This window comes from Pseudomonas sp. ICBG1301 (assembly GCF_016918385.1).
GTDB lineage: Bacteria > Pseudomonadota > Gammaproteobacteria > Pseudomonadales > Pseudomonadaceae > Aquipseudomonas > Aquipseudomonas palleroniana.
Genome location: NZ_JAEKGB010000002.1, coordinates 546651 through 568449, shown reverse-complemented (window position 1 = coordinate 568449; position 21799 = coordinate 546651). Strand labels below are relative to the sequence as shown.

Genomic DNA, 21799 nt, shown 5'->3' with positions numbered 1-21799 from the left:
CAGGGCATCCGTTAAACTGGCGGGCAATCAACGCAAGAATGCCGCTCAAGCCCTTGGGCCTGCGCGGCATTTGTCTTTTTTGGAAAGCCTGTCATGAAGCGTGAACACGTCAAGGCCCGCTACGCCGAGGGCCAGATTTCGGCTACCCACGTTATCCAGAACCCTGCCGACCTGGGTGAGTGGATTGTGTTCTTCAAGAAAAGCGGGGGGCGCAGTTACTTCCTGGTCGATGAACAGGATGAAGTCGAGTCATTCCCGCGACTGGATGACCTGATCGAGATATTGCGCGGTTTGGGCATCAAGTTCGCCGAAGTTCACCTGTAGTCGCGCCGCTTATTTGCACACGACCACGACGCTGCGGCTTTTGAAGTTGCCCACGTCTTTGCCCAGGGTCTTGTCGCTTTCGTTCAAGGAAGGCGTGCCTTCGGTGCCGACGATGCGGTAACCGGTGCCTGCGCAGGAGGCGTCCGCTTTCTCGTAACAACTGGCCCAGGAGTTGGCCTCGCCCGAACAATCGATGGTCAAGCCTTGTTCGCCGTTTTTCAGGTAGGTATCGGAGGTGGTCGTACAGCCGGCCAGCGCCAGTACCGCAATCAGTGCCAGGAATTTGTTCATAGTGGGGTCGTCGTCGAGGGTGTTGGAGGAGCGCTGACACTGTCGTGGGGCGTTGGCAGCAGATTATAGCTAACTGCCACCTAGGTACAGACAAACACAAAAAAAGCCCCGTTCAACGGGGCTTTGTGTGCAAGTAGGCGAGGCTTACTTGCCCTTCGGCTTTTTGCTCGACGCGTGACCGGCCTCATCCACAAACACTTCGGCAACCTGGATCGCTTCGCGCTCGGTCGCAAATGTACCGGCGACGCTGTCGCCATGGAAGTTGATCAGGTGCCAGCCGTCTGCTCGCTGGGTGATCAGATAGCCGTTAACGCCTTTTGGTTCTGACATCTATGTCTCTCGTATTCGGGTTCAAGGGCGCCATCATAGCGCCAAATGCTGCCGTCCAGCGCAAGTTGTTGCAGGTCAGTGCCCAGTGTCGAAAAGCGTGCTAAAAAGGTTGCAGCGCCTCGAAAAGTGGGCGCGTTGGCTGTTTTAGTGTGCTGTTGGTGAAGCTCTTCGTAGGATTAGCGGAACTTACGTCGACATTTTTTCTCTTAGATGACATCGCAACGCCAGCAGGACCCATTGTAAGGTGGCTGCGGCCTGATTAGACTGCGCCGAATTCCGTACGCATAGCCCTTTGTAAGGACTCATATGATCAAGAAATGCTTGTTCCCAGCAGCCGGTTACGGCACTCGCTTCCTGCCAGCGACCAAAGCCATGCCCAAAGAGATGCTGCCGGTGGTGAACAAGCCACTGATTCAGTACGGCGTGGAAGAAGCACTGGATGCCGGCCTGAACGAAATCTCCATCGTGACCGGCCGTGGCAAGCGCGCGCTGGAAGACCACTTCGACATCAGCTACGAGCTGGAAAACCAGATCAAGGGCACCGACAAGGAAAAATACCTGGTTGGTATCCGTAAACTGCTCGACGAGTGCTCGTTCTCCTACACCCGTCAGACCCAGATGAAAGGCTTGGGTCACGCCATCCTGACCGGTCGCCCGCTGATTGGTGACGAACCTTTCGCCGTGGTACTGGCGGATGACCTGTGTGTGAACCTGGAAGGCGACGGCGTACTGACCCAGATGGTCAAGCTGTACCAGAAGTACCGTTGCACCATCGTTGCGGTCATGGAAGTGGATCCGGATCAAACCAACAAGTACGGCGTCATCGCCGGCGACGACATCGGTGATGGCCTGATCCGCGTACGTGACATGGTTGAAAAACCAGCACCGGAAGATGCTCCGTCGAACCTGGCGATTATTGGTCGTTATATCCTGACTCCGGATATCTTCAAGCTGATCGAAGAAACCGAGCCGGGCAAGGGTGGTGAGATCCAGATCACCGACGCCCTGTTGAAGCAAGCCAAAGACGGTTGCGTCATTGCCTACAAATTCAAAGGCCAGCGTTTTGACTGCGGTGGTGCCGAGGGTTATATCGAAGCAACCAACTTCTGCTACGAGCACTTCTACAAAACCGGCAAGGCTTACTGATTCACGCAAGCCCGCCCGTTTAAAGAGAAAGCCACCTTCGGGTGGCTTTTTCGTTTTTCAGCCCCATGTAAGTCGGTATGCTGATGTCCTGCCGAGGAGAGTGAAATGGCCTACGATTTTGACCTGTATGTAATTGGCGCCGGTTCCGGTGGCGTCCGCGCAGCACGTTTTGCTGCGGGTTTTGACGCCAAGGTGGCCGTCGCGGAAAGTCGCTACCTGGGCGGTACCTGCGTGAATGTCGGCTGTGTGCCGAAAAAGCTGCTGGTATACGGCGCGCATTTCGCCGAAGACTTTGAGCAGGCCAGTGGTTTCGGCTGGTCGCTGGGTGAAGCGAATTTTGACTGGGCGACCTTGATCGCCAACAAGGATCGTGAGATCAACCGCCTCAATGGCATCTATCGCAACCTGCTGGTCAACAGCGGCGTGACCTTGCATGAAGGGCATGCGCGCCTGGTGGACCCGCATCAGGTAGAGATCAATGGTGAGCGTTTCACCGCCAAACATATTCTGATCGCCACGGGCGGCTGGCCGCAGATTCCGGATATTCCCGGACGCGAGCACGCCATCGGCTCCAATGAAGCCTTTTTCCTCAAGGAGCTGCCCAAGCGCGTGCTGGTGGTAGGCGGGGGCTATATCGCCGTTGAATTCGCGGGCATTTTCCATGGCCTGGGCGCGCAGACCACGCTGCTTTATCGCGGCGACCTGTTCTTGCGTGGGTTTGATGGCGCGGTGCGCAAGCACCTGCAGGAAGAACTGACCAAGCGCGGCCTGGACCTGCAATTCAATGCCGACATCGAGCGCATCGACAAGCAAGCCGATGGCAGCCTCAAGGCCACGCTGAAAGATGGTCGCGTGTTGGAAGCCGATTGCGTGTTCTACGCCACCGGCCGCCGGCCGATGCTGGACAACCTGGGGTTGGAAAATACCGGCGTCCGCTTGGATGAGCGGGGTTTCGTCGAGGTGGACGAGCTGTACCAGACCGCCGAGCCTTCGATCCTGGCAATCGGCGATGTGATTGGTCGCGTGCAATTGACTCCGGTTGCCTTGGCCGAAGGCATGGCAGTGGCACGTCGACTGTTCAAGCCGGAGCAGTACCGTGCGGTGGATTACGCGATGATCCCGACCGCGGTGTTCAGCCTGCCGAATATCGGTACCGTCGGCCTGACCGAAGAAGAGGCGAAGAAGAACGGCCACAGGGTGCAGATCTTCGAAAGCCGCTTCCGGCCAATGAAATTGACGCTGACCGATTGCCAGGAGAAAACCCTGATGAAGCTGGTCGTCGACGCCGACACCGACAAAGTCCTGGGCTGTCACATGGTGGGGCCGGACGCCGGCGAGATCGTCCAGGGCCTGGCGATTGCGCTCAAGGCGGGCGCGACCAAACGGCATTTCGACGAGACCATCGGCGTGCACCCCACGGCGGCGGAAGAATTCGTCACCATGCGCACGCCTGTGGCGGATTGATCAGGCGTCGGGCGTTGCTTCGGTTGCCGCCGCAAGGGTGGCCGCCAACTGCAACGCCTCAATGCTGGCCTGGGCCTTGAGCAGGTCCAGTTCCAGGTTTTTTTGCGCGTGCTGACATTCACTGAGTGCCTGCTGGCGTGACTGGCTTTCCAGCAACGCAACCCGCAAGCGTTCTTGCAGCAGGGTGCGTTCGCTTTCGATCAGGCTGAGCTGTTCGCTCAGCTTGAGTTGCTGGGCCTGCTCCTGGCGGTTTTGCTCCTGCTGGGCGGCCAGCTCCTTCATCGTGACCCTGTGCTCGATCAGTAGCCGTTCATTGTCGCGATGCAGTTGAGTGATTTCATCCTGGCGCACCAGGGCGCTTTGCTGGGCCTGACGCAGTTCTGCCTGGAGTTGTTGCAGTTGGCCTTCATGGCGCCGCTGTTCCTGCTCACGCTGTTCCTTGACCGCGTTGCGGTAGTGCTCAAGGGCATCCCGGGCATGCAGGTGCTTATCTTCCAATGAGCGAATCTGCTCGTCCTTGTCGTTGAGCCTCAACTCGTAGTCGCTGCACGCCTGGCTGAGGCCCGCATTGCGGGTTTGTTCGGTCTGCAGGCTGGTGCTGGCGGTTTGCAGGGCGGCGCTTTCTTCGGCCAGGGCGGCACCCTGGATATCGAATTGTTGTTGAAGCTGGCTGTGCGCTTGCTCAAGGGTTTCCAGTTGGGTGAGCAGGGCGGCTTTGTGCTGTTCGAATTGCGCCTGGGCCAGGTCGATGGGCTCCTGGGCTTTCTCTTTAAGGCGTTGCGCCAGGCGTGCGACCAGTTCGCTCAGTTCATCATCCAGAGGGGCTTGGGTAATGGTCAGGCGGTTTTCGCTTTCATCCAGCTCTTTCAGATAGCGATGAATCGTGGTTTTCGAGCCGGTATTGCCCATCTCGATACGTACCGCATCAATGCTGGGGTTTTCGCCGCGGGCCAGGATGGCCAGGCGTGCCGTCTGCACAACTGCTTTGTTTATGCCGCCGCGAGCCATAGGGTCTCCGTCGATTTGATAATGTGGTACATGGTATGTATTTACGTACTATATCACGAACAAAACGTTGTTTAAATTCACGATTCAACAGATGGGATATTGGCGTATTATCCCGTGTGAATACCGTTTTGATCCCTGAAACGCGCCGCAGCAGTACAAGCAGTCGTCAAATAGGCACCTCATGAGCGATCTGGACCGTTACCTCAACGCCGCAACCCGCGATAACACGCGGCGCAGTTATCGTGCCGCCATCGAACACTTCGAAGTCAGCTGGGGTGGGTTCCTGCCGGCCACCAGCGACAGCGTCGCCCGGTACCTGGTGGCCCATGCCGGAGTGCTGGCGGTGAACACCTTGAAGCTGCGCCTCTCGGCGCTGGCGCAGTGGCATACCAGCCAGGGTTTTGCCGACCCCACCAAGGCGCCGGTGGTGCGCAAGGTGCTCAAAGGTATTCGCGCCGTGCATCCCGCGCGGGAAAAACAGGCCGAACCGTTGCAACTCAAGCAGCTTGAGCAGGTGATTGCCGCCCTTGAGGCCGAGGCGAAGCGGGCGAGCGAGGCTCAGGACCTGCCACGTTTACTGCGCGCCAAGCGCGACACGGCGCTGATCCTGCTCGGGTTCTGGCGCGGGTTTCGCAGCGATGAATTGTGTCGCCTGCAAATCCAGCACGTGCACGCGGTGCCGGGAGCGGGCATCAGCCTGTATCTGCCGCGCAGCAAGAGCGACCGGGAAAACCTTGGCAAGACCTACCAGACGCCGGCGTTGCTACGCCTGTGCCCGGTGCAGGCCTACAGTGAATGGCTGAGCGCCTCGGTCTTGGTGGCCGGCCCGGTGTTTCGGGGCATAGACCGCTGGGGCAACCTGGGCGAGGAGGGGCTGCACCCTAACAGTGTGATCCCGCTACTGCGCCAGGCCCTGGAACGTGCGGGCATTGCCGCCGACGCCTATACCAGCCACTCCTTGCGCCGGGGTTTCGCGACCTGGGCGCATCGCAGCGGTTGGGACTTGAAGTCATTGATGAGTTACGTCGGCTGGAGCGACATGAAATCGGCCATGCGCTATGTTGAGTCGACGCCCTTTCTCGGCATGACCTTGGCGACGTCAGCGTTGCTTTGAGATTTCTTCTATTGATATGGCCGCCTGATAGGCAAAAGCAATCGTCAGCATGAGGTTTGCCAATGAGCCATCGAACGAGAGAGTGGGTAGGATTCACTTCATCAACTTCTTAACCCCTGACGGAGAGTCAACGATGCCTATCATCAACAGCCAAGTAAAACCGTTCAAAGCCACCGCATTCAAAAACGGCAGCTTCGTAGATGTGACCGACGCTGACCTGAAAGGCAAATGGTCGGTAGTGTTCTTCTACCCAGCCGACTTCACCTTCGTTTGCCCAACCGAACTGGAAGACCTGGCCGACAACTACGCCGAATTCCAGAAGCTGGGCGTTGAGATCTACAGCGTCTCCACCGACACCCACTTTGCCCACGCTGCCTGGCACAACACTTCGCCAGCCATCGGCAAAATCCAGTACACCATGATCGGCGACCCAACCCTGACCATCTCGCGCAACTTCGACGTACTGATCGAAGAAGCCGGCCTGGCGGACCGCGGTACTTTCGTGATCAACCCGGAAGGTCAGATCAAGATCGTTGAACTGAACGACGGCGGTGTTGGCCGTGACGCTTCCGAGCTGCTGCGCAAAATCAAGGCGGCCCAGTACGTTGCTGCCCACCCAGGCGAAGTGTGCCCAGCCAAGTGGAAAGAAGGCGAGGCCACCCTGGCTCCGTCCCTGGACCTGGTCGGCAAGATCTAAGTCTGTGAAGTATCAAGGGCGGGTTTCCGCACCGACTCAGTAAGCTGCAACCGCCCCTCAAAACGCCCGGGCGAGATTCGCTCGGGCGTTTTTTTGTCTGCAATAAATCGAATTAATAGGAAATCGCCCGTATGTTGGACGCCAATCTTAAAGCTCAGTTGAAGTCATACCTGGAACGGGTCACCCAGCCGATCGAGATCGTCGCCTCCCTCGACGACGGCGCGAAATCCCAGGAAATGCTTGCTCTTTTGCAGGATGTAACCAGCCTCACTACGCTGATTACCCTGAAAACCGATGGCAATGATGCGCGCAAGCCGTCGTTCTCCATCAACCGCCCGGGTGCCGACATCAGCCTGCGTTTCGCCGGTATTCCGATGGGCCATGAATTCACTTCGTTGGTGCTGGCCCTGCTGCAAGTCGGTGGCCACCCGTCGAAGGCCAGTGTCGAAGTGATTGAACAGATCCGCGCCCTCAAAGGCGAGTTCAGCTTCGAGACTTACTTCTCGCTGTCCTGCCAGAACTGCCCGGACGTGGTCCAGGCGCTGAACCTGATGGCCGTGCTCAACCCGAACATCCGTCACGTCGCTATTGACGGTGCGCTGTTCCAGGCTGAGGTCGATGAACGCCAGATCATGGCGGTGCCCAGTGTCTACCTCAATGGGGTGAATTTTGGCCAAGGGCGCATGGGCCTGGAAGAGATCCTGGCCAAGCTCGACACCAGCGGCGCCGAAAAAGCTGCCGAGAAAATCAGCGCCAAAGACGCGTTTGATGTGCTGGTCGTCGGCGGCGGCCCAGCCGGTTCGTCCGCCGCCATCTACGCGGCCCGTAAAGGCATCCGTACGGGTGTGGCCGCTGAACGTTTCGGCGGGCAGGTACTGGATACCATGTCCATCGAGAACTTCATCTCGGTGCAGGAAACCGAAGGGCCGAAACTGGCAAGCGCGCTGGAAGCCCACGTGCGTCAGTACGACGTGGACATCATGAACCTGCAGCGCGCCAGCAGCTTGATCCCGGCGAAAACTGCCGGTGACTTGCACGAAATCCGTTTTGAAAGCGGTGCGGTCCTCAAGTCCAAGACCGTGATTCTGGCCACCGGTGCCCGCTGGCGTGAAATGGGCGTACCAGGCGAGCAGGAATACAAGGCCAAAGGCGTGTGCTTCTGCCCACACTGCGATGGCCCGTTGTTCAAAGGCAAGCGCGTGGCGGTGATCGGCGGCGGTAACTCCGGCGTTGAAGCGGCCATCGACCTGGCCGGCATCGTCAGCCATGTCACCTTGCTTGAGTTCGACAGCAAGCTGCGCGCCGACGCCGTGTTGCAACGCAAGCTTTACAGCCTGCCGAACGTTGACGTGATCACCAGCGCGCTGACCAGCGAAGTCAAAGGTGATGGCCAGAAAGTGACCGGCCTTGCGTACAAGGATCGCGACAGCGGTGAGTTCAAGACCATCGACCTGGAAGGTATCTTTGTGCAGATCGGCTTGCTGCCGAACACCGACTGGCTCAAAGGCACCGTGGAACTGACACCGCGTGGCGAGATCATCGTCGATGCTCGTGGCGAAACCTCACTGCCGGGCGTGTTCGCCGCCGGCGACGTGACCACTGTGCCGTACAAGCAGATCGTGATTGCGGTCGGCGAGGGCGCCAAGGCTTCACTGAGCGCGTTCGATCACCTGATCCGTACCTCCGCTCCGGCCTGAACCCTGGCGCATTAACGAAAAACCCCATGATTGCTCATGGGGTTTTTTATGCGTGAAAGCTTTACAGCGGCGCGGGTTGGATGATCTCGACCCAGTAGGCATCCGGGTCCTTGATGAAGGCCAGGCTCTTCATGCGGCCGTCGCTCAGGCGCTTCTGGAAATCACAGCCCAAGGCTTCGAAGCGTTCGCAGGCGGCGACGATATCCGGCACCGAGATGCAGATATGGCCAAAGCCACGTGGGTCGGTGTTGCCGTTGTGGTACGCAAAGTCGGCGTCGTTTTCGGTGCCATGGTTATGGGTCAGTTCCAGGATGCCGGGAATCGACTTCATCCACTGCGTGCGCTCAGCGGCGTCTGTCGGGATCTGGGCCTTGTCCACCAGGGCCAGGAAGTACAGGCTGAATTCGGCTTCCGGGAAGTCGCGTTTTTCAACCAGGGAGAAGCCCAGGACTCGGGTGTAGAAATCCAGCGACTTGGTAATGTCTTTGACCCGCAGCATCGTGTGGTTGAACACGAAGTTGGACGTGGCGGTGTCAGGTTGGGCGGTGACGCCTGGGAAAGTGTTCAGATCGTGCAGGCTCATGGGCCCTCCAGAAAAAAATGGGGCAAACTCGACTCCCGTTTGAGGTCAGCGGGGCCGAGCGGTTCCTTGGCTTGCGGCAAGCATCCCTGCAGCTGCGTCATGATACGCAAGCCATGCCCGGTGCGCCAAATGAAAAAGCCCGCGCGGGCCTTGCGACCTGCGGGCCTCAGGCTCAAACTTCAACGCTTGAATTCTGGATGTTTCTTGCAATGATCGCATTTCGTAAACCGCTGTTAGGTGCTGTGGGTTTTCTGTTGGGCAGCCCGTGGGTGCTGGCGGCTGATCCACAGGTTCATTGGCCCAGCGGCTGGCAGATCGAGGAGGTCGCACCCGATAGCGACGCGCCCGCCACTCCCCAGGCCGTGACCCGGCAGCGGGCGATCAAGAATGATGAAAATGGCTCGACCTTGATGGTGATGGAACTGACCGCTACGCCGATAGAGGCGGGCCATAAAGTTAATCTTCAAGGCGTGCTGCTGGAGATGCGTAAATCCATCCAGAAAGATTTTGCCCAGGGCGGCTATCAAAGCGTGTGCAGCAAAATGCACCCTACAACACTGAGTCGCCTGGACGCACTGGAGACTACTTGCGTGATTACCGAGAATGGACGGCACGTACTGTCGCAAACTTTAGTCGGCGCTGTTGATACCGACAAGGCGTATGTTTTTTCATTTGCCGGCCAGGCTCAGGTGTACGAGGCAAGCAAGGATGAGGTCAATTCGGTACGCGGTAGCCTGAAACTTTAAGCGCGCTGCACGCGCGACTTTGAACACAATGAAATCGTTGTTAAGTTCGCTTTCGAACGGTTAAGCAAAAAAAGCCCCGCATAAGCGGGGCTCTTTGTTAGTGCGCTTTGATCAGCCGCGCAGCCAGGAATCTACAGTGGCGGCGCCGTACTGTTCTTTCCAGGCTTTAAGGCCGCGGTGGTTGCCGCCTTTGGTTTCGATCAGCTCGCCGGTGTGCGGGTTGTGGTAGACCTTGACCACGCGTGCGCGGCGCTGTTTTGGTGCGGCAGCAGTAGTTGCAGTGCCTTTGTGAAAGTTCGGATCAAGGATGGCAATGATATCGCGCAGGCCTTTGCCGTAAGTCTTCATCAGCCCCTGGAGCTTTTCTTCGAATTCGATTTCTTTCTTCAGGCCAGCATCGTTCTTCAGGGATTCCAGCTGGGCGAGCTGCTCTTGAAGGGCTTTTTCTGCTGCGCGAAATTCGGCGAGTCTGGACAAAATCTGTACTCCAATAGTGTATTTGGCTGATATCGACTGAAGATAACGCTATAAGCCAAGAGTGTTGGCGACTCAAGAAACAAGCCTTCCTGCGAGTTCAACACAGGCAGGAAAAATTGTAGTAGTTAATGCATCACGAGTAAATCATGTCTTTTGCCTAAATAACATTCTTTCATTCTGGACTAGATGGCTAATCAATGGCTGCGCATCGATTTAATGAACTCTTCACCCGGTAGTGGTCTGCCGAACAGATAGCCTTGCAGAAAATCCACACCTTGTGCCGCCAGGTACTCACATTGCTCGGTCGTCTCCACCCCTTCGGCCACAATGCCCAGGTCGAGCTTGCCGGACAGTTCGATGATGCTGTCCAGAATGTGCCGTGAAAGTGCATCCTGGCCAATCATCGCGACGAAGCTCTGATCTATCTTCAAGTAGTCGACATTGAAGTTGCGCAAATAACCCAGGCTGGAATGGCCAGTGCCGAAGTCATCAATGGCAATCATCACCCCCAGTTCATGCAACGCCTCGAACAAGCGGCGCGTGATATCGGTGGGCTGGATCAACTCACGCTCGGTCAATTCCAGCACGAGTATGACCTGGCCTGGTGGGAACGCGGCGAGGAACGTGCGGCAGTCCTCCACCAATGCCAGGTCCTCACAATGACGGGCCGTGATATTCACCCCAATATGAAAGCCTGGCGCGAAGCGAGCGGCATGCGGCGCCAGTTGCGCAGCGACCTGGCGCATCAGCGCACGGGTCATCGGCACAATCAGGCCGGAATGCTCGGCCAACGGAATAAACAAGTCGGGCCGCACCAGCCCCTCTTTGGGATGCTGCCAACGCATCAGCACTTCGCAGCCGGCCCACTCCCGGGTATCGCCGCGCACGACGGGCTGGTAATAGGCAATGAACTCATGGGCGCCCAGCGCGCGTTGCAGCTCTTGGGTGGGAGCCGATGAGCGCTTTTGCAACCAGTGCGCAAGGACGCCGGCCAGCACACCGAAAAACACCACCAGGCTGAACACCGCCGGGTAACGTTCCTGCATGTAGCGCAGGATTTCGCCGTCAGGCATGCCAGCGTCCACGCTGTAGAGATAACGCTGGGAAACAAGATGTTGATGGGCCACGGCAAAGGTCGGAGGTGGCGTGGTGTGAACGCTGCCATCGGCTGCCAGCCAGTGGGGGCCGACCTGCAGAATCAGCCCCGCGTAACGACTGATCAGGCGCAAGGCATTGGTCAGGTGATAGCCGTCAATGGAGGCAAAGGCACCTTTGTCGCCGTCTGTAAGGCGGTACACCAGCAGGGCGGTGTTGGGTGTGACCGGGTTGCCATTCATCAACCAAAGCCGTCCTGCAACGTAATCCTCGGGGTTGACCGGTGACTCGTAATGGCTCCCAAACAACGAGCTGCAATAAATATTGCGCTGGAAAGACAAGGTGGTCGCCCGTACAAACGGCCGACGGGTGACTTGTTCACGCAGTGCCAATTGCACCGCGTTATCACAGGGTTGGCCGGCCAAGGGCAGCAAGGCCTGCGCGGCCAGGTCGGTGTTATCGAGCATCAGGTCGAATTGGCGCACGGCCTCCTGGGCGGTCTGTTCGGTGCTTTTCTGCAGGGTGCGTTCGGCCTGCCAATGCAGAATCGGCACCCCCAGCAAAATGGGGAGCAATGCGCTGAGGCCGCTGATCAGGTAGCGAGTGGTTGGGCTTCGTGGACCTTTGGCGGTCAGGGGCATAGAGGATGGCCGGTAACAGAGTGAAAAGGCATGCATTGCCGAGGATAGATGGCAACTCAGAGGGATGCTTGCAGGGCCTGAATAAAATCTGCAGCGCTATAACGCCTTGCGCGCCCATTCGATAAACGCCAGCGTCGCCGGGGATGACTCGCGCCGGTCCAGCACGGCCAGGCCGATTTCGCGCGGGACGCGGGGTAGGAGAGGGCGCGTCACGTAGCGGCTGTCGGATACCGGGGGCAAAGACGCCTCGGCGACGACGGTCACGCCGTCTCCACGAGCCACGGTATCCAGCGTGCTGATCAACTGCGAGCAGTGAAAGCGCACATTCGGGCTCAGCCTTGCGCTGCTGAACAGGTGTGAAACCAGTTCGGACGAGCCGGCTTCGGTGAGGATAAAGGGCTCGTTGCACAGTTGTTCCAGGCTGACGGCCTGGGCCTGGGCCAGGGGATGTCCGGCAGGCAGCAATGCCACCATCTGATCCTGCATCAGTGGGACGGTATCAAAGCGCTCCAGGGGCAGCACCACGAACCCGACATCGATACGCCGTTCGTCCAGCCACTGGATCACTTGTCGATCCGGGCCTTCGTGGATATGCACCTCGATCCCCGGATGAGCGGCGCGATAACCCTGCAGGATCTTGGGCAGCAATTGCATCGATGAGGTAGGCCCGAATGAGCCGATCCGCAGGGTGCCGGTGCGCATGCCCCGGGCGTCGGCGGCCTCCTGGCGCAGGGTGTTGGCCAGCCCCAGCATCGCCCGTGCCCGCCCCAGCAGTTGCCGGCCGATGTCGCTGAGCGCCACTTGGGCCTGATGACGATGCAACAGCTCGACGCCCAGCTCCTGCTCCAGGGACCGAATCGCATGGGACACGGCCGACTGGCTGATCCCGAGACGATGGGCTGCGCTGGTGAAGCCCTGGAGCTCGGCGACCAGAGAGAATATCTCAAGCTGGGTAAGGGTCATGAACGTTTACTCATTTTACGATGACAGATCATTAGCCGAAGAATACGCGCATCCCAGCCCTTGAGGAGCTTGAACGCGTATGAATGATCATCTGACCTACCTGAAACTGGTCGCAGTGACTGTCATTTGGGGCGGCACTTTTGTCGCAGGACGGTACCTGGCGCCTGACGTCGACCCTTTGCTGGCCGCAAGTGTGCGCTTTATGCTGGCGAGCCTGGCGTTGCTGACGTTTTTGGCCGTGGCGCGGGTTCCCCTGGCACGCCCCAGCCGCAGGCAATTGCTACAGCTGGCGGTATTGGGCTTTTTCGGCATTTATTTCTATAACCTCTGCTTTTTCTATGGCTTGCATTACACCAATGCTTCGCGGGCCTCATTGATCGTCGCCTTGAATCCGGCCGTGATTGGCCTGGCGGCCTGGCTGTTGTTCAAGGAACGCGCGAGCGCTGCGGGCATTCTGCTGTGCCTGGGCGGTGCGGGGCTGGTGATCGTCAGTCGCAACCCGAACTTGCTGCAGGGCGCGGCCCATGCCTGGCTGGGGGATGGGTTGATCTTTGGCTGCGTGGTGGGGTGGGGCGTCTATTCGTTGTTCTCGCGCAGCCTCAACCAGAGCCTGGGCCCCTTGCAGACCGTCACTTGGTCAATCCTGCTGGGCACCTTGATGCTGACGGTGACGAGTGCGCTGATGGGCGCTTTCACGCTGCAGCGGCTGGCTGCGATCCAGCCTGTTCAATGGTTCAGCCTGGTTTACCTCGGTGTGTTGGGCTCGGCCTTGGCCTACATCGGCTATTACGACGGCATTCGTCGGATTGGCGCGACGCGGTCCGGCGCCTTTATCGCGCTTAACCCGCTGACCGCCGTGATCAGCAGTGCGCTGCTGCTCGACGAGCGACTGACGCCTGTGATGTATGTCGGCGCCGTGTTGATTCTGCTGGGCATCTACCGGTGCAATAAACCCCTTGCAACCGCCAAGGCATAGGGATTTGATAAGGAATAGGACAAATCAGGTTACGCTGTGTAGAATCGATTTACGCATACAAGAATATGGACTTGCGCTCACGCAGGCCTCGGCTGTCAGAGACTGATGTAACCATGAAGCTACTCGGCTCCCCCCTCATTTTCGGTGACTTCCTCGCCCGCAGCGTGCGAGGACTCTCCTGCGCGCCACCGTTGCACCTCATCCTTGCCGGCAATTGAAATCCGCTTAACCACAAGAATGATGAGGCGCCAAATCATGGCAGATCTATACGAAAACCCGATGGGCCTGATGGGCTTTGAATTTATCGAATTCGCGTCGCCGACCCCTGGCACCCTGGAGCCGATCTTCGAGATCATGGGCTTCAGCAAAGTCGCGACACACCGTTCCAAGAACGTCCATCTGTACCGTCAGGGCGAAATCAACCTGATCCTCAACAACGAACCTGAAAGCCTTGCATCGTATTTCGCGGCCGAACACGGCCCGTCGGTCTGCGGCATGGCGTTTCGTGTCAAGGACTCGCAAAAAGCCTACAACCGCGCACTGGAGCTGGGCGCCCAGCCGATCCACATCGAAACCGGCCCGATGGAGCTGAACCTGCCTGCCATCAAGGGCATCGGCGGTGCACCGCTGTACCTGATCGACCGTTTCGGCGAAGGCAGCTCGATCTATGACATCGACTTCGTGTACCTCGAAGGCGTGGACCGCAACCCCCAGGGCGCGGGCTTGAAAGTCATCGACCACCTGACCCACAACGTCTATCGCGGGCGCATGGTTTACTGGGCCAACTTCTACGAGAAACTGTTCAATTTCCGTGAAGCGCGCTATTTCGATATCAAGGGCGAATACACCGGCCTGACGTCCAAGGCCATGAGCGCTCCGGACGGCAAGATCCGCATCCCGCTGAACGAGGAGTCATCCAAGGGCGCGGGCCAGATCGAAGAGTTCCTGATGCAGTTCAACGGCGAAGGCATCCAGCACGTAGCGTTCCTGACCGACGACCTGGTCAAGACCTGGGACGCATTGAAGAAGATCGGCATGCGCTTCATGACCGCGCCACCGGACACCTACTACGAAATGCTCGAAGGCCGCCTGCCGAACCACGGCGAGCCGGTGGATCAGTTGCAGGCACGCGGCATCCTGCTCGATGGTTCGTCGATCGAGGGCGACAAACGCCTGCTGCTGCAGATTTTCTCGGAAACTCTGATGGGCCCGGTGTTCTTCGAATTCATTCAGCGCAAAGGCGATGACGGCTTTGGTGAGGGCAACTTCAAGGCGCTGTTCGAATCGATCGAGCGTGACCAGGTGCGCCGGGGCGTGTTGACGGCGGACTGATCGACTCGTTCGCAATACTTGAAAGCCCGGCCGGGAGTCTTCCCTGCCGGGCTTTTTTGTATGCGCTGTATAGGTTGACCATGGCCGGCAGGACAACGGAACCGGTTGGGCAAGACCCTCCACAAAGAGGACAGTGACGCAGGTAGCCGGTCGCGTCCGATGTAGGGAAATCTTCATCTGATTAAAGAGGTTTTCTGATGAATATTGCATCTTTGCCTGGGCACCCACCGGCGCCCACCGTCACTTCCAAACCGCCTGATCCAGCTCCCGCAGCGCAGACGTTGCAGCGCAATGACCAGGCCCGCCGTCGGTTCATTGATGAAGCCGATGAGGCATTTCGCGATGATGTCCTGAGTGTCGAAGGCAAGAAGCTGGTGGATGCGGTCGTGTATCCAGGCACGCGTGGGGCACCCGGGGTGCAGGTGTCTACGTTCGCGGTCGATGGGGTTCAAGCCAATGACATTCTGATGATCAAGCGCGTGCCTGCCACGGCTGAGGGGCCGAATTTCCTGCTGTATGTACCGGAGGAGGGCCAGTATGCATTCTATGAGTTCAAAGACCGCGAGGAACTGACCGACTGGGTTAAAACGATGGCCCTCGACCCAAAGGAGCTGGATAGTTTTGCGCGGCACTTTTCCAACGATAGGGCGCCCCAGCAGGTCGAACGGGTCAGGCAGAGGCTGGTTGACTTTGCCGATAACGATATCAATGCAGTGGTGGGCAGTTTCGCTCGGGTCAAAGGCGATGTCTTCACGTATCTGAGCGGAACAGGCGGCTTGCCACCGGCTCCCGTCAAGGGTTTGACCGGTACTCGGCTTTACAAGCTTGCGCCCGATGGCAGCGCGACTTACATAGGGAAGCGCACCGACGGCAAGGAGGTTATCTATAAGTACGACGCCTATGGAAACCTGCATGGCGCAGCCCGTGACGGTTTCTACTTCGTGAAAAACGCTTTGAACGATGATCAGCCGCTGCAACTGCTTTCATTCGATCAATACCGCCAGACGGTGACGAGCGTTGCGCTCGACAACGTTGGCGCCAACGACTTGAACGGACTCTACGAAGAACTCCTCAAGCAACTCAGAAACCCAGGCCATGGCCTTGGCAAGGCGCTGACAGCATTGGGGGTTCCCGAGGATGTGGCACATTCCCTTGAGACCCGATTGACCAATCCCGGGAGCGACACATTGGTTGAGTTGAACAGGGATAACCGGATCGGCAAGTTGTTCGGCGTGGACCAGAAAACGATGGACGCGCAACTGGAAAACCTCGGTGAGCAAGCCCAAGGCGAGATCCCGTATTACGGTACTACCCGAGCAGTACTGACAGGGTTGGCTGATGGTCTTGAGCAGATAGCGCCGGTGCGCCCTGCAAGCACCACGGTGAGAACCGGCTGAGCCGGCAGCCAGACCGCCAGCGCCCGCTATCAGGCTCTACGCTGACGCACCAGGTGCTTGAACCCTTCGTACACCAGGACCATCACTGCCAACCAGATCGGAATATAGGTCAACCATTGCCCGTCCTTGATCCCTTCGCCCAGCAGTAACGCTACACCCAGCAGCAATACCGGTTCCACGTAACTGAGCAGCCCGAACAGGCTGAATGCCAACAAACGGCTGGCGATGATGTAGCTCACCAGTGCCGAGGCACTGATCAAGCCCAGGATGGGAATCAACGCATACAGTCTCGGCTGGGCGTCGAGCACCGCGAAACCCTGGTCGCCACTTTGCACGAACCACCAGGCCACCGGCAGCATCAGCGCCATATCCAGCCACAGGCCGCCCAGGTGGTCGGTGGTCAGGTACTTGCGCACCACGAAATACACCGGGTAGCCGATGACCACCACCAGCGTCGCCCAGGAAAACCCGCCAGCCCGATACAACTCGTTCAGCACGCCGATGGCGGCGAACACCACGGCAATCTGTTGCAGGCGCGACAGATGTTCGCCATACACCAGGCGCCCGGTCAGCACCATGCTCAGCGGCAGCAGGAAATACCCCACCGACACGTCCAGGCTGCGCCCATTCAGCGGCGCCCACATGAACAACCACAACTGCGCGCCCAGCAGCGCCGACGACAGCAGTACACCGACGATCAAGCGTGGTTTGGCCGCCAACATCCGCAGCACGTCCCACACGCGGCGCCATTCGCCGCTGACGATCATGAACACCGTCATGCAGGGCGCGGTCAGCAACATGCGCCAGCCGAAAATCTCCAGGCCACTCAAGGGCGTCAGCAGGGATGTGAAGTAATACATCACGGCAAACAGCACCGAGGCCAAGACCGATAACGCAACACCTTTAGACACGCCGTCCTCGCGAAAACTGATAGATACAAAGAGCAGGCGATTATGGTGCTTTTGGCGGCAGGCTGTGCGCTGTTTTGGAGCGTTTGATGGATTTTTTTTTGCGCACTGCCTGCGGCACGGGCGGGTGGCGGCAAACCCGCGCGCGCCGACAGGGGTTGATCATCAGGAGCGGGCGATGCGCCCTGAGACGAAATGGCCCACATCATTGAAGCCCGGTGTGGACGAATGCCCAGGCGTCACCAGCGCGTCGATAAACGCCTCATCCTGCGCCGTGATCTTCACGTCCAGCGCTCCCGTGTAGGCATCCCACTGCGCCTCGGTACGCGGTCCGACAATGGCCGAACTCACCGCCGAATGGTTCAGCACCCAGGCAATCGCAAACTCGACTATCCCCACGCCACGGCCTTGGGTGTACTGCTGAATCTGCTGGGCAATGCGCAGCGACTCGACGCGCCATTCGGTTTCCAGAATGCGCTTGTCCTGGCGTGCCGCGCGGCTGCCGGCTTCGGGGGTTGCATCAGGGGCGTACTTGCCGCTGAGCACGCCGCGGGCCAGCGGGCTGTAAGGCACCACGCCCAAGCCATAGGCGGCGGCCGCCGTGAGTTGCTCGACCTCGGCCTGACGGTTGACGATGTTATACAGCGGCTGGCTGATGATCGGCTTGTCCACGCCCAGATGCTCGGCGACCCGGATCACCTCGGCAATGCGCCAGCCACGATAATTGGACAGGCCCCAGTAGCGGATCTTGCCCTGGCGGATCAGATCGCCGATGGCTGACACCGTAGCCTCCAAGGGGGTGTCGTGGTCTTCACGGTGCAGGTAATAGATATCCAGGTAATCGGTGTCCAGGCGTGCCAGGCTGGCCTCCAGCGCATTGAAAATACGCTTGCGGCTCAACCCGCTGCGGTTGGGCAAACCTTCTGCCGGGCCGATGCCGACTTTCGACGCCACCACCCAATCCTGGCGGTTACGCGCAATGGCCTCACCCACGATCTCTTCGGAGCGCCCGCCGGTATACACGTCAGCCGTGTCGATAAAGTTGATGCCTTGGTCCCAGGCTTTGTCGATGATGCGCAGCGAGTCTTCAGTGCTGGTCTGTTCACCAAACATCATGGTGCCGAGTGTCAGTGCGCTGACCTTCAAGCCGGACTGGCCCAGTGTGCGGTAAATCATGGAAAGCTCCTCGTGGCGTTGAAACGTAACTCCTGCAATACCAGACCGGACCGCTCTGGAACAAGCCCTGCCCAGGTTTCTTCATGCACTCAGCAACGCCTGGCAGCGTAGCTGAAGAAAACGATGCAGTACTTTCACGCGTTCCGACACTTGCAGGCGATGGGGGCACATCAGGTTGAACGGCGTCGGCTCGCCTTGCCAATCGGTCAGCAGCGGCACCAGCCGCCCGGCTTGGATATCGCGGGCGATGTCCAGGGCGGCTTTATAGGCGATGCCATGGCCGGCCAGGGCCCAGCGCCGAACGATTTCACCATCGTCACTCAGATAGTCGCCCGTGACCTCGACTTCCTGCAGGTGCGTGCCCTGGCGAAAATACCAGGTGTTATTGGCCTGCCCACGGCGCATATAACGCAATGCACTGTGTTGCGCCAAATCCGCCGGCTGGCTCGGTGTGCCATGACGCGCGAGGTAGTCGGGGCTGGCGCAGGCAATGCGCCGATGGCCCGGTACCACCGGCAGCGCCACCAGGCTTGAGTCTCGGGGGACGCCAAAGCGCAGGGCAATGTCGACGGTGTCGCGGAACAGGTCGGCGTTGCTGTCATTGAGCAGCAGTTGCAAGCGGATGTTCGGGTGTTCGACCTTGAACTCATCCAGCCAGCCCAGCAGCACGTTGCGCCCAAAATCCGAAGGTGCCGCCAGTTGCAACAAACCGTTCAGGCTCTGGCCCTGTTGCTTGATGGCCTGTTCGCCTTCCGCCAGGGCTTCCAGTGCCACCCGTACGCTGTCCAGATAGCGCCGGCCTTCCTCGGTCAAGCGCATGCTGCGGGTGGAACGCGCGAGCAGGCGCACGCCGAGCCGGGTTTCCAGGCGTTTAAGGGAGATGCTCGCGGCGGCCGGTGTCAGGCCCAGCCCACGTGCTGCGGCCGACAAACTGCCGCTATCGGCGGTGCGCACAAAGACTTCAAGGTCCAGGGTCGAGCTCATCTGTAAAATTCCTTTAAAGATCTTGTCGTTTTACCGGGATTTTTCGCGGATTGCCAAGCGAGGAAGATGAACGCTCACTTTCTGACCTTGGATGTTTCTCTATGAACGCTTCCCTCAACGGTAAAACCGTCATCGTGATCGGTGGCAGCAGCGGGATCGGCGCGGCAGTCGCCAAGGCCGCCGCTGCGCGTGGCGCACAGGTGGTATTGGCCGGGCGTCGGCTGGCATCCGGCGTAGACAACGGTCTGCGCAGCGAACCGGTCGACGTCACCGACGCCGCGTCCTTGCAGCGTCTGTTCGCGACGGTGGGGCGCTTTGATCACTTGGTGTATACGTCCGGCCCGTCGGTACGCGCCAAGACGCTGGTCGAGACCGATTTGCTCGAGGCCCAGGACAATTTCAACGTGAAACTCTGGGGCGCGTTGCGCGCCATCCAGCAGGCGCTGCCGTATTTGCATGAGCACGGCAGCATCAGCCTGACCTCGGGACAACTGGGGCGCAAGTTGGCACCCGGCCAGTTCATCAAGACCGGCATCAATGCGGCGACCGAGGCGCTGGGCAAGCAACTGGCCAAAGAGTTGGCGCCGCGTCGGGTCAATGTAGTCAGCCCGGGGGTGATTGACACACCGGCGTATGCCGGGTTGGCCGAGGAACAGCGTGTGGCGATGTTCGCCAAGGCCGGCGAAGGCCTACCAGTGGGTCGTGTGGGGCAGGCTGAAGAAGTGGCGGCGGGGTATGTGCTGGCCATGGAAAATGGCTTTATGACCGGCGCCGTGATCGACATTGACGGTGGCGGCCTGTTGTAGGCACGGGCTAGGCCGATGGGAACGCAATCGTCGGTGAGACCACACAGGCTGTAACTGCCGATGCCTGGCAGTGTTCATCCAATGATCCCAAGGAGAAACTCCATGTCCTCAGTAAACCAGCCGACGGCGTTCCCAGGCGCCAACCATCTGATCGAGTCGATTATCGCCACGCTGCAAAACAAGCCGCCGGTTGAAAACCGTCCGCTCAGCGAGGATCAGCAGCGAGTCTTGAACGGGCTGCCGGTTCAGCCGCAACCCGCTCAAGTGACCTACTGATCAGTGGCTCCCACGCATCCATAGGCGTGGGAGCCATGAACGGCTCAGGTCCTGAGGCTACGCGTCATGCGCAGCGCCAACAGGCTACCGGCGACAATCACGGCCGCCAGCAGGTACAGCGCCATGTCGGTGGAGCCGGTGGCATCTTTCACAAAGCCGACGATATACGGGCTCAGAAAGCCCGCCATCTGGCCCATGGAGTTGATCAGCGCCAAGCCGCCTGCCGCCGCACCGGCGCTGAGCATTGCCGTGGGCACCGGCCAGAACATCGGCAGGCCGGTCAGGGCGCCCATGGTGGCGATCGTCAGGCCCAGAATCGCCAGGGCCGGCGTGGTGGCGAAATTCACAGCAATCACCAGGCCGATTGCGCCCATCAACATCGGTACGACCAAATGCCAGCGCCGCTCTTTACGCAAATCGGCCGAGCGCCCCACCAGCAGCATGAACACCGCCGCCAGCAAATACGGGATGGCACTGAGCCAGCCGATCACCAGGTTGTCGCTGAAACCCAGGTTCTTGATGATCGACGGCAGCCAGAAGTTGATCGCGTAGACGCCACTCTGGATGCAGAAGTAGATCAGGCCGAACGCCCAGATCGCCGGGTTCCTGAATACTTCGGCCAATGAGTCGCTGGTGGTTTTCGGTTTGTTCGCCAAGTCGGTCGCCTGGTCGGCTTCCAGTACCGCACGTTCGTGGGGTTTGAGCCACTTGGCGTTGGCGAAGTTATCGCTGAGCAGGAAGTAGGCGAGGGCGCCGAGAATCACGGTGGGGATGCCCTGCAACAGGAACATCCATTGCCAGCCCGCCAGGCCACCTTGACCGGCGGCGAAGTGGTTGAGGATCCAGCCGGAGAACGGGCTGCCGAGCAGGCCGGAAACCGGGATCGCCGACATGAACAACGCCATGATGCGCCCCCGGCGAAAGGTCGGGAACCACTGCGAAAGGTACAGCACCACACCCGGGAAGAAACCGGCCTCGGCGGCCCCGGTCAACAGGCGCAGGGTGTAGAAGTGCGTCGGTGTGGTGACGAACAGCAGGCAGGTAGACAGCGTGCCCCACACGATCATCATCAGCGCAATCCAGCGCCGTGGGCCGAACCGGGTCAGCGCCAGGTTGCTCGGTACGCCGCACAGCACGTAGCCGATAAAGAAGATACCGGCACCGAGGCCGTACACGGTTTCGCTGAATTTCAACGCATCGAGCATCTGCAGTTTGGCAAAGCCAACGTTTACCCGGTCGAGGTAATTGAACAGATAGCAGATAAAGATGAAGGGGATCAGGCGCAGGGTAATGCGCTGATAGATGGCGTTTTTATCGTCATCGGTGGCCAGTGTGGCAGCGGCGCTCTGTGACATGGGGTTCTCTCTT

The 21799-nt window shown here is 59.2% G+C and carries 23 protein-coding genes; 12 read left to right on the top strand and 11 right to left on the bottom strand.

What is annotated here, in order from left to right; genetic code table 11:
- The first annotated feature begins 93 nt into the window (after nucleotides 1-93).
- Entirely contained in the window at nucleotides 94-324 is a 231-nt protein-coding gene (locus JBE38_RS06395) for a hypothetical protein (RefSeq protein ID WP_060752967.1), read from the top strand.
- Nucleotides 325-333: 9 nt separating this feature from the next.
- Here JBE38_RS06395 and JBE38_RS06390 read toward each other — a convergent pair whose 3' ends face one another.
- Nucleotides 334-615, bottom strand: a complete 282-nt coding sequence (locus tag JBE38_RS06390; RefSeq protein ID WP_060752968.1) for a hypothetical protein — start codon at nucleotides 613-615, stop codon at nucleotides 334-336.
- Between the two features lie 144 nt (nucleotides 616-759).
- Nucleotides 760-945, bottom strand: coding sequence for a hypothetical protein (locus tag JBE38_RS06385; RefSeq protein ID WP_060752969.1), 186 nt, complete (start codon nucleotides 943-945; stop codon nucleotides 760-762).
- A gap of 306 nt (nucleotides 946-1251) precedes the next feature.
- Between JBE38_RS06385 and galU the strand changes: the two genes are divergently transcribed.
- Nucleotides 1252-2091: a UTP--glucose-1-phosphate uridylyltransferase GalU gene (galU, locus tag JBE38_RS06380; protein ID WP_060752970.1), complete on the top strand. Its 840-nt coding sequence runs from the start codon at nucleotides 1252-1254 to the stop codon at nucleotides 2089-2091.
- Between the two features lie 105 nt (nucleotides 2092-2196).
- Nucleotides 2197-3555, top strand: a complete 1359-nt coding sequence (gene gorA / locus JBE38_RS06375; RefSeq protein ID WP_205343897.1) for a glutathione-disulfide reductase — start codon at nucleotides 2197-2199, stop codon at nucleotides 3553-3555.
- Here gorA and JBE38_RS06370 read toward each other — a convergent pair whose 3' ends face one another.
- Entirely contained in the window at nucleotides 3556-4563 is a 1008-nt protein-coding gene (locus tag JBE38_RS06370; RefSeq protein ID WP_205343896.1) for a DNA-binding protein, read from the bottom strand. It lies immediately after the preceding gene.
- 181 nt (nucleotides 4564-4744) lie between these two features.
- Here JBE38_RS06370 and JBE38_RS06365 point away from each other — a divergent pair, with 181 nt between their 5' ends.
- The 3 genes from JBE38_RS06365 to ahpF all read left to right on the top strand — a co-directional run bounded on the left by JBE38_RS06365 (nucleotide 4745) and on the right by ahpF (nucleotide 8071).
- The gene (locus JBE38_RS06365; protein ID WP_090370972.1) at nucleotides 4745-5677 is read left to right on the top strand and encodes a site-specific integrase; all 933 of its coding nucleotides are present in this window, start codon (nucleotides 4745-4747) and stop codon (nucleotides 5675-5677) included.
- 133 nt (nucleotides 5678-5810) lie between these two features.
- The gene (ahpC, locus tag JBE38_RS06360) at nucleotides 5811-6374 is read left to right on the top strand and encodes an alkyl hydroperoxide reductase subunit C (protein WP_003191303.1); all 564 of its coding nucleotides are present in this window, start codon (nucleotides 5811-5813) and stop codon (nucleotides 6372-6374) included.
- 131 nt (nucleotides 6375-6505) lie between these two features.
- Nucleotides 6506-8071 carry an alkyl hydroperoxide reductase subunit F gene (ahpF, locus tag JBE38_RS06355; protein WP_060752974.1) on the top strand — a complete coding sequence of 522 codons (1566 nt, stop codon included), beginning with the start codon at nucleotides 6506-6508 and terminating at the stop codon, nucleotides 8069-8071.
- Between the two features lie 61 nt (nucleotides 8072-8132).
- On the opposite strand, the gene gloA is transcribed toward ahpF, so the two are convergent.
- Nucleotides 8133-8654 carry a lactoylglutathione lyase gene (gloA, locus tag JBE38_RS06350; RefSeq protein ID WP_060752975.1) on the bottom strand — a complete coding sequence of 174 codons (522 nt, stop codon included), beginning with the start codon at nucleotides 8652-8654 and terminating at the stop codon, nucleotides 8133-8135.
- A gap of 209 nt (nucleotides 8655-8863) precedes the next feature.
- Here gloA and JBE38_RS06345 point away from each other — a divergent pair, with 209 nt between their 5' ends.
- Nucleotides 8864-9400 carry a DUF4946 domain-containing protein gene (locus JBE38_RS06345; RefSeq protein ID WP_060753306.1) on the top strand — a complete coding sequence of 179 codons (537 nt, stop codon included), beginning with the start codon at nucleotides 8864-8866 and terminating at the stop codon, nucleotides 9398-9400.
- A 111-nt stretch (nucleotides 9401-9511) separates the two neighbouring features.
- Here the strand turns inward: JBE38_RS06345 and JBE38_RS06340 are convergent, their stop codons facing one another.
- From JBE38_RS06340 to JBE38_RS06330, 3 genes are all read right to left on the bottom strand, one after another.
- Nucleotides 9512-9877: a histone-like nucleoid-structuring protein, MvaT/MvaU family gene (locus tag JBE38_RS06340; RefSeq protein WP_060752976.1), complete on the bottom strand. Its 366-nt coding sequence runs from the start codon at nucleotides 9875-9877 to the stop codon at nucleotides 9512-9514.
- Between the two features lie 194 nt (nucleotides 9878-10071).
- Nucleotides 10072-11613, bottom strand: a complete 1542-nt coding sequence (locus tag JBE38_RS06335) for an EAL domain-containing protein (protein WP_205343895.1) — start codon at nucleotides 11611-11613, stop codon at nucleotides 10072-10074.
- Between the two features lie 96 nt (nucleotides 11614-11709).
- Nucleotides 11710-12576, bottom strand: coding sequence for a LysR family transcriptional regulator (locus tag JBE38_RS06330; protein WP_205343894.1), 867 nt, complete (start codon nucleotides 12574-12576; stop codon nucleotides 11710-11712).
- Nucleotides 12577-12655: 79 nt separating this feature from the next.
- On the opposite strand from JBE38_RS06330, the gene JBE38_RS06325 reads away from it, so the two are divergent.
- From JBE38_RS06325 to JBE38_RS06315, 3 genes are all read left to right on the top strand, one after another.
- Complete coding sequence (locus tag JBE38_RS06325) at nucleotides 12656-13552, top strand: DMT family transporter (RefSeq protein ID WP_205343893.1); 897 nt, start codon at nucleotides 12656-12658, stop codon at nucleotides 13550-13552.
- A 255-nt stretch (nucleotides 13553-13807) separates the two neighbouring features.
- Nucleotides 13808-14884, top strand: a complete 1077-nt coding sequence (gene hppD / locus JBE38_RS06320) for a 4-hydroxyphenylpyruvate dioxygenase (RefSeq protein WP_205343892.1) — start codon at nucleotides 13808-13810, stop codon at nucleotides 14882-14884.
- A 197-nt stretch (nucleotides 14885-15081) separates the two neighbouring features.
- Entirely contained in the window at nucleotides 15082-16281 is a 1200-nt protein-coding gene (locus JBE38_RS06315; protein ID WP_240202428.1) for a dermonecrotic toxin domain-containing protein, read from the top strand.
- 29 nt (nucleotides 16282-16310) lie between these two features.
- Here the strand turns inward: JBE38_RS06315 and rarD are convergent, their stop codons facing one another.
- From rarD to JBE38_RS06300, 3 genes are all read right to left on the bottom strand, one after another.
- Nucleotides 16311-17192 carry an EamA family transporter RarD gene (gene rarD / locus JBE38_RS06310; protein ID WP_205343891.1) on the bottom strand — a complete coding sequence of 294 codons (882 nt, stop codon included), beginning with the start codon at nucleotides 17190-17192 and terminating at the stop codon, nucleotides 16311-16313.
- Nucleotides 17193-17354: 162 nt separating this feature from the next.
- Nucleotides 17355-18365, bottom strand: a complete 1011-nt coding sequence (locus JBE38_RS06305; RefSeq protein WP_205343890.1) for an aldo/keto reductase — start codon at nucleotides 18363-18365, stop codon at nucleotides 17355-17357.
- A gap of 81 nt (nucleotides 18366-18446) precedes the next feature.
- On the bottom strand, nucleotides 18447-19349 hold the full coding sequence (locus tag JBE38_RS06300) for a LysR family transcriptional regulator (protein WP_060752983.1): 903 nt from the start codon (nucleotides 19347-19349) through the stop codon (nucleotides 18447-18449).
- A gap of 101 nt (nucleotides 19350-19450) precedes the next feature.
- On the opposite strand from JBE38_RS06300, the gene JBE38_RS06295 reads away from it, so the two are divergent.
- Both JBE38_RS06295 and JBE38_RS06290 read left to right on the top strand, forming a co-directional pair.
- Nucleotides 19451-20155 carry an SDR family oxidoreductase gene (locus JBE38_RS06295; RefSeq protein ID WP_126871017.1) on the top strand — a complete coding sequence of 235 codons (705 nt, stop codon included), beginning with the start codon at nucleotides 19451-19453 and terminating at the stop codon, nucleotides 20153-20155.
- Nucleotides 20156-20257: 102 nt separating this feature from the next.
- Nucleotides 20258-20431 (top strand): hypothetical protein, encoded by a 174-nt coding sequence (locus JBE38_RS06290; RefSeq protein WP_158510680.1) that lies wholly within the window; start codon nucleotides 20258-20260, stop codon nucleotides 20429-20431.
- Nucleotides 20432-20475: 44 nt separating this feature from the next.
- Here JBE38_RS06290 and JBE38_RS06285 read toward each other — a convergent pair whose 3' ends face one another.
- Entirely contained in the window at nucleotides 20476-21786 is a 1311-nt protein-coding gene (locus tag JBE38_RS06285) for an MFS transporter (RefSeq protein ID WP_205343889.1), read from the bottom strand.
- Nucleotides 21787-21799: the final 13 nt, after the last annotated feature.